The 7,017-nt window shown below is 62.3% G+C and carries 5 protein-coding genes; 1 reads left to right on the forward strand and 4 read right to left on the reverse strand.

Annotated features, from left to right (window positions below; genetic code table 11):
• Positions 1–81 precede the first annotated feature (81 nt).
• The 3 genes from cobN to NW853_RS04390 form a co-directional block, all read right to left on the reverse strand.
• On the reverse strand, positions 82–2,292 hold the full coding sequence (gene cobN, locus NW853_RS04380) for a cobaltochelatase subunit CobN (RefSeq protein WP_414347980.1): 2,211 nt from the start codon (positions 2,290–2,292) through the stop codon (positions 82–84).
• A gap of 311 nt (positions 2,293–2,603) precedes the next feature.
• The gene (locus NW853_RS04385; RefSeq protein ID WP_414347983.1) at positions 2,604–3,791 is read right to left on the reverse strand and encodes an SBBP repeat-containing protein; all 1,188 of its coding nucleotides are present in this window, start codon (positions 3,789–3,791) and stop codon (positions 2,604–2,606) included.
• Between the two features lie 101 nt (positions 3,792–3,892).
• On the reverse strand, positions 3,893–4,657 hold the full coding sequence (locus NW853_RS04390; protein WP_414335407.1) for a gamma-glutamyl-gamma-aminobutyrate hydrolase family protein: 765 nt from the start codon (positions 4,655–4,657) through the stop codon (positions 3,893–3,895).
• Between the two features lie 199 nt (positions 4,658–4,856).
• On the opposite strand from NW853_RS04390, the gene NW853_RS04395 reads away from it, so the two are divergent.
• On the forward strand, positions 4,857–6,317 hold the full coding sequence (locus NW853_RS04395) for a circularly permuted type 2 ATP-grasp protein (protein ID WP_414335409.1): 1,461 nt from the start codon (positions 4,857–4,859) through the stop codon (positions 6,315–6,317).
• Positions 6,318–6,326: 9 nt separating this feature from the next.
• On the opposite strand, the gene NW853_RS04400 is transcribed toward NW853_RS04395, so the two are convergent.
• Positions 6,327–6,878 carry a gamma carbonic anhydrase family protein gene (locus NW853_RS04400; RefSeq protein WP_414347985.1) on the reverse strand — a complete coding sequence of 184 codons (552 nt, stop codon included), beginning with the start codon at positions 6,876–6,878 and terminating at the stop codon, positions 6,327–6,329.
• Between the last annotated feature and the right edge of the window lie 139 nt (positions 6,879–7,017).

Here is a 7,017-nt window from a genome sequence, read left to right on the forward strand (position 1 = left end):
TCCCTAACCCCCCTCTCCCTGAGGGAGAGGGGGGTTAGGGATTGAGGCGGCGAGCTTTCCCTTGCAATTCGGTAGCGACTTTTAGGCCGGCGGTTTGTCCAGCCAGGGATCCGTCAGGTCGGCAGCTAGGGGATCCCAGTCCCAACCCCAGTCGCGGGCGATGGCCTGCGTAAGGCCCAACTGGCCAGAGCCCGGGTAGCGGGCCAGGGCCGACAGGAGATCCACCAGTTGCTCGCCAGTGGGGGTGCGGCCAAAGATGTGCAGTCCATCTCGGATCTGGGATTCCTTGAGCTCGCAGAGGTAGCCATCGAGGCGGCCCCAGTCTTCTTCCTTATCCAGGTTGAACTGCAAGTCGAGGTGCTCTCGGCAGGCAAGCTCCTGGATCTGGGCGCGGATCAGCGGGCAGCGCCCAGGATCCATCTGCTGGGCCTCGTAGTACTCGTCCATCAGCCGCTCCAGTTCCGCCAAGGGCCCGTAGAGCTCGGCACGGGTTAAGGGCGGGGTGAGGTGGTCGAGGATGACAGCCTGAGCCCGCCGCTTGGCCTGGGATCCCTCGCCAGGATCGTTGACGATGAAGGGGTAGAAGTGGGGCAGAGGCCCCAAGGCTATTTCTGGGTAGCAGGTGGCTGAAAGGGCGGATCCCTTGCCAGGCAGCCACTCTAGGTTGCCGTGCTTGCCCACATGCACCACTGCCTGCACGCCAAACACTTGCCGCAGCCACAGGTAAAAGGCCAGGTACTCATGGGGCGGTACCAAATCTGGGGCGTGGTAGTTCAAAGAGGGATCCTGGTCGTAGCCCCGCGGCGGCTGGATGCCGACAAAAACATGCTCCAACTGCAGGCCGACAATGGGGATGTCGTGGGCGGGCGGATCCCCCCACTGCTGCACCAGATCCTCTTGGACAGCGGCAGGCAACTGGGCAAACCACTCCCGGTAGAGGGCAGCCGGCAGCACCTGCCGCGCCGGGCGTAGGGATCCCAGCGGATCATAGGTTTGGCCCTGGGTTAGCCAGCGGATGAGCTCATCTCCGCTCTGGGGCAGTGGACAGGCGCGGTAGCCAGCTTCCGCCAGGGCCTTGAGGATCTCGACGCAGCTTGCCGGTGTATCCAACCCTACCCCATTGGCCAGCCGTCCATCCCGGCTGGGGTAGTTGGCCAAAATCAAGGCTAGACGGCGCTGGTTGGCAGGAGTGCGCCGCAGCTTTACCCAGTTGGCCGCCAGCTCGGCCACAAACGCCACCCGATCCGGCACAGCCTCATAGGCCATGATCTCCGTCTGCAGGCGGGGATCCCACTGTTGAACCGTCTTGAACGAGATGGCGCGGCTGAGGATGCGGCCGTCCACCTCCGGCAGCACCACGTTCATGGCCAGATCCCGCGCCCCCAAGCCCCGAGTGGAGTTCTCCCAGCGCTCCCGCGACCCACTGCTCAAGACCACCTGCACAACCGGCACATCCAGCTCCTGCCAGAGGCGGACATCGGGCTGCTCGCTCTCCAGGCGGGCCAGGGAAAAGCTGGTGGTGTTCAACAGAAGTTCAATTTGGCCGCCGAAGTGCTCCCGGATGGCCTGCGGCAAGTCCGGCTCCTGCAGGCCATAGGTGTACAGACACAGCGGCTGCAACCCCCGCTCCTGCAGGGCTTTGGCCAGGGCATCTATTGGCTGCGTATTCCCCGCCAAAACATGGGCCCGGTAGAGCAGGATCCCTACCTTGGGGGCCTGGGGATCCCTGAGGGGGGATAGGGGGGGATGGTAGATCCCCAGCCGGGGCAGCACCTGCGGCTCTGGCACGGCGTACTCCTGTCCCAGAAACTCCCTGGCCAAGAATTTCAAGCAAGCCGCCACATTGGCTGCCCCTCCTTCCAGCCAGTACTGCCACACCCGGTCTGCCACTGTCAGGGGCACGGTGGAGTGGCTAACCAAATCCCAATCGGGGCGGTCATCCCCAGGGATCACAATCAGGGTGGCTCCCGCTGCTGCCGCTACCTCTTTGGCCACCTCCAGACCATAGCTCCAGTAGGCCCTTCCCCCCAACAGGCGCAGGAGCACCACCTGAGCTTGCCGCAACACCTTCTCGGCGTAGTCGTCGATGCTGAGAGGCTGTTGCAACTGCAAGAGGTTAGCCGCCCGCACCGCCGGGAAATCAGCCGGCACCAAGCGCATGGCTGCGCTCAAGGCTGTCAGATCCGTGTCGGCTGCCGACAGGACAACGATGGGCGCAGGATCCTGCTCCAGGAAAATGACCCCACCTTGGGAAGGATCCCATCCCCCCGGCAAAGCAGCTATCCGATGCATAGAGCCAGCGCCAGGCGCCCCGCCATCTCCTTGAGACTACCCAGAAGGATAGCTTGGTAGCCCCGCACTTGCGTGGGGAGCGGAAAAGCTCGTAATTGCCAAGGGTATACTTGCCGAAAAGGCGTACCGTTCCCAGGCCAGCAGCTAATCACGGTGAAAAACCCGACTGGTGCAGGCGTCCGAGACGCGAGAGGACGCCGTCCTGCTGACGCGAGCAGGGCTTTGCCTCAGGGGACTGTCTAGAGGCGTCTTGACAGCGCCTGTTTGAACTACGTGAGAACCCTACGCCTTGAGGCGGTGGGGGTGTCAATCTAACGGCCGTACTTGAGCACAAAGACATCTTTCAGACCAGCATGGGGCTCTCCGGCGAGGGATCCCCAGGTTACACCTACCACCCCGAGGGTGCCCTCTTGGTCTAGCGCCATGGCCTGGATCCAGTCGAAGTCGGCGCTGCCGAACTGGTGGCGCCAGAGCTCGCCGCCGTTGGTATCGTAGAGGCGGACAAAGGCATCGCTGCGACTTGCAGGGATCCCCTGGGTGGATCCTGCCACCCAGACCCTTCCGAGCCTATCCACGGCAATGGCCAGAGGGCGCTCCCCTTGCGCGCCGTCCCATTGGCGGCTCCAGAGCTCGTTGCCGTAGGGATCATACTGCCGCACAAAGACACTGTACCCCTGGAGCAAGGCCTGGCCAGCAGGAGCCTCTTGGGTATAGCCCGCCACCCAAACATTTCCCTCCTCTCCCACAGCGATGGCAAGAGTGCCGTCGCCCCCTTTGTTGGAAAACTGGCGCAGCCAAACCTGGTTGCCGCTGGGATCATACTGGCCGACAAAGCCGCCAGCCCTTGTGCGGTCGCGGACGAATCCGGTTATCCAGAGATTTCCTGCCCCATCGGCGGCCAGGGCAGTGACCTGGGCCCCTAGCTCGCGGACCCAGAGCGGTTTGCCGTCAGCGTTGTATTGGCGCACAAAGCTCTTGCCTCCGCTATTTCCGGCTACCCAGACATTGCCCTTGCCATCCACGGCAATGGCAGTGACCTGGTCAGGCTCAGCACCGCCCAACTGCTGCGTCCAGAGCTCCCGACCCTGGGGATCGTGCTTACGCAGGAAGATGTCTTTTGCGCCGGCATTGCTGTAGCCAGGGAAAGCGCCGTAGGTCACTCCTGCCACCCAGGTGTTCCCTCTCCTGTCCACTGCCACCGCCACAACTTCGTCTAAAGCAGGGGTGCCCAACTGCCGTGTCCAGAGCTCTCGGCCCCAGGCATTGTACTTGCGCAAGAAACCATCGCCACCCCCTGCCGAGCTTTGGCCCAAAAAGCTTCCCTCCGTTACCCCCGCCACCCAAATATTTCCCTTTCCATCAATTGCGATGGCGCGAGCCTCGTCAGAGGAAGGGGTGCCAAACTGACGCAGCCAAGGGCTGGGACTACAGCCAAAACCTAAACCGAAAAAAGCTAAGACACCCAGAACTGCTCTAGCCAGTGCCTGTCTCCTGCTCATAGGCCCTCTTTTGGGGGCACTGGGCAAAGCATAGCAAGGGCTCTCCCCGGCTATCGCGAGGGATAAGCCCCCGCCTCTTCTCCAGCAGCAGCACAGGATCCCTAGGCAACCTGAGGCATTGCTTCAGGGCTGGCCAGGCGCGGCGAAAACTGCAGCGCTGCCTGCACAAAGGCCTGAAACAGGCGAAAATGCTCAGCCTCTTCAAAGGTGAACTCGGGGTGCCACTGCACGGCAATAGCCCAGGGATGGGTTTCGTGCTCGATGGCCTCGATGAGCTCGTCGGGAGAACAGGCAGCCAAACGCCAGCCCGCCGGCACCCCCCAAACAGCCTGGTGGTGCCAAGAGACTACGGAGATTGCGTCGACGCCGACAATTTGCTGCAGGCGGGTGGAGCGGATGAGGCTGACGCTGTGGCGAACGGGCTTGCGATCGGCGGGGTTGAAATGATCCAGCTCGTCGTACACGTCGGGCACATGGGGGATCAGCTTGCCGCCGCTGACCACGTTCAGCAACTGCATCCCTCGACAAATGCCCAAGACCGGGATCCCTTGCGCCAGCGCGGCTGCCGCCAAGGCCATCTCAAAGCGATCCCGCTCGGCGCTGACGTGACGCACCTGGGGATGTTGGGGATCCTCTCCGTAGGTGCTGGGGCAAAGGTCGCCGCCTCCTGTCAACACCAGCCCATCTACCGCAGCCAGCAGCGCTTGTGGCTCACTTTCGCCTGGGGGAAAAAGAACGGGGATCCCGCCGGCAGCGCGAAGGGCATCCACATAGCGGCCCGGCGCCACAAAATCTCCCTGGCCGTTGCGGCTGGGGGTAGTAACGCCGATGAGGGGCCGATTTACAAAAGAGGGTGTCCGGTTCATTCCTCTACATTACATTGACAACAAAGCTGAGAAAGTACCGCCCGCCACCATAAACCTTGACAACTCTGGCTGACTGGGGGCAACCGGTATACCCCCTGTCCTAACTTCCACCACGATAACCGTAAAAGTAGCCGGAAGCACACTAGGCAAATCCAGAGCCGCCCACAGTAAAACAGGGTAGGGTTCGAGGGATCCCGACGTGCGTTTTGATACTTATGACCCAGGTGAAGGTTTTTACGATGAGCTGTTTGTGGGGCGCGGTCGGCCTCGCCCTGAGGCGATCCCGCTGATTGAGCGCCTGCATTCGCTGGGAGAAGGAGAGCTGCAGCAGCGGCAAGCGGCGGCCCAGGCAGCCCTCTTTCAGATGGGGGTAACCTTCAACGTCTATGGCGACAGCCAGGGCACGGAGCGGATTTTCCCCTTCGACATCATTCCCCGCATCGTCTCAGCCTCTGAGTGGCAGCGGCTGGAGCAGGGCCTGAAGCAGCGCATCCATGCCCTGAACCTGTTTATCGACGACGTCTATCACGACCAGAAGATCCTCAAGGATGGGGTGATCCCTGCTGAGCTGGTCGAGACGGCCAAAGGATTCCTGCGGCCTTGTATTGGGCTCAACCCGCCGGGGAGAATTTGGTGCCACGTCACCGGCACCGACCTGGTGCGGGATCGGGACGGGACTTGGTACGTGCTGGAAGACAACCTGCGCTGCCCCTCGGGCATTTCCTATGTGCTGGAAAACCGGCGGGTGATGAAAAGCACCTTTCCCTCGCTGTTTAACACGATGGGGATCCGCCCGGTGGACGACTACCCCAGCCACTTGTTGGATACCCTCCTCAATCTGACGCCGCCGCACCTGGCCAACCCGACAGTGGTGGTGCTCACCCCCGGCATCTACAACTCCGCCTACTTCGAGCATTCTTTTCTGGCCCAGCAGATGGGGGTGGAGCTGGTGGAAGGACGGGATTTGGTGGTGGCCGATGGCTATTTGCAGATGCGCACCACCAAGGGCCTGCAACGGGTGGATGTAATCTACCGCCGCATCGACGATGACTTCATCGATCCGCTGGTCTTTCGCCCCGATTCCCTCTTGGGGGTACCCGGCCTGTTTGAGGTCTATCGCTCGGGTCGGCTGGCAATTGCCAATGCCTTGGGGACAGGAGTGGCAGACGATAAGGTCATCTACGCCTATGTGCCCCAGATGATCCGCTACTACCTGGGAGAAGAAGCGATTTTGCCCAATGTGCCCACCTACTTGTGTTGGGATCCCAAGGATCAAGCTTATGTGCTGGAGAACCTGGACAAGTTGGTGGTGAAGGCGGCCAATGAGTCGGGCGGCTACGGCATGCTGATGGGACCGCGGGCCACACCGGAGGAGCGGGCCGCTTTTGCCGAGAAAATCCGCGCCCAGCCCCGCAACTACATCGCCCAGCCCGTTGTGTGTCTTTCCCGCGTGCCCACCCTCGTGGATTGGGGAGAGGGGCTGAGGCTGGAGCCCTGCCATGTGGATCTGCGGCCCTACATTCTCTACGGCAAAGAGATCTACGTTCATCCCGGCGGCCTAACCCGCGTGGCCCTCAAAAAGGGATCCCTAGTGGTCAACTCCTCCCAAGGGGGCGGCAGCAAAGATACCTGGGTGCTCTGCGGGGATCCCCGCTGCTGAAGGGTAGGCCTAGGCCGGAGCAGCAGGGCCCGGCCATCTGGCGAAACGACGGGCGTGTTGCAGCGCCAAATCCACATAGTGCTCGGCGTGGCGGCGCAACTGCTCCACCTCTTGGTCTGTCAGGGTGCGGATGACCTTGGCCGGGATCCCGACTGCCAAAGAGCGGGGCGGCAGCGAGCGGGTGACCACCGCTCCAGCCCCGACCATGCTGCCCGCCCCGATGGTGACTCTGTTGAGGATGACGGCCCCAATCCCCACCAGGGATCCCGCCTCGATGTGGGCGCTGTGGATGACGGCCCGATGGCCGACGGTGACCTCCTCGCCGATGCAGGTCGGCTGCTCCGGATCCCCGTGCAGGATCGCCCCGTCTTGAATGTTGCTGCGGCGGCCAATCACAATCGGCGACAGATCCCCTCGCAAAATGGCCCCGTACCAGATGCTCACCCCTTCCGAGAGCTGCACATCACCAATCAGCGTGGCATTGGCGGCCACAAAGGCTGCCTGGTCGATCCCTCGCGGCTGCTGCTCCAACCCCACTCTCCAACCAGCAACAACTTCCATCAATCCTACCGCCAGTAACGGTGCGGCAATTCCCGGCTTCCCCAGTGCTCTGCACCGCCTTTGCCCCGGCAGCTGACCAGATGCAAGCATACAACAGCCGTGAAAGAGATTAACCCCCCTCTCCCTTTGGGAGAGGGGC

The organism is Synechococcus sp. H55.11 (assembly GCF_047462475.1).
GTDB lineage: Bacteria > Cyanobacteriota > Cyanobacteriia > Thermostichales > Thermostichaceae > Thermostichus.

What these genes read in the sequence shown, in the direction of transcription:
- NW853_RS04385 (WP_414347983.1), bottom strand. Translation starts at nt 3,791, where the DNA reads ATGAGCAGGAGACAGGCACTGGCTAGAGCAGTTCTGGGTGTCTTAGCT.
- NW853_RS04390 (WP_414335407.1), bottom strand. Translation starts at nt 4,657, where the DNA reads ATGAACCGGACACCCTCTTTTGTAAATCGGCCCCTCATCGGCGTTACT.
- NW853_RS04400 (WP_414347985.1), bottom strand. Translation starts at nt 6,878, where the DNA reads ATGGAAGTTGTTGCTGGTTGGAGAGTGGGGTTGGAGCAGCAGCCGCGA.
- cobN (WP_414347980.1), bottom strand. Translation starts at nt 2,292, where the DNA reads ATGCATCGGATAGCTGCTTTGCCGGGGGGATGGGATCCTTCCCAAGGT.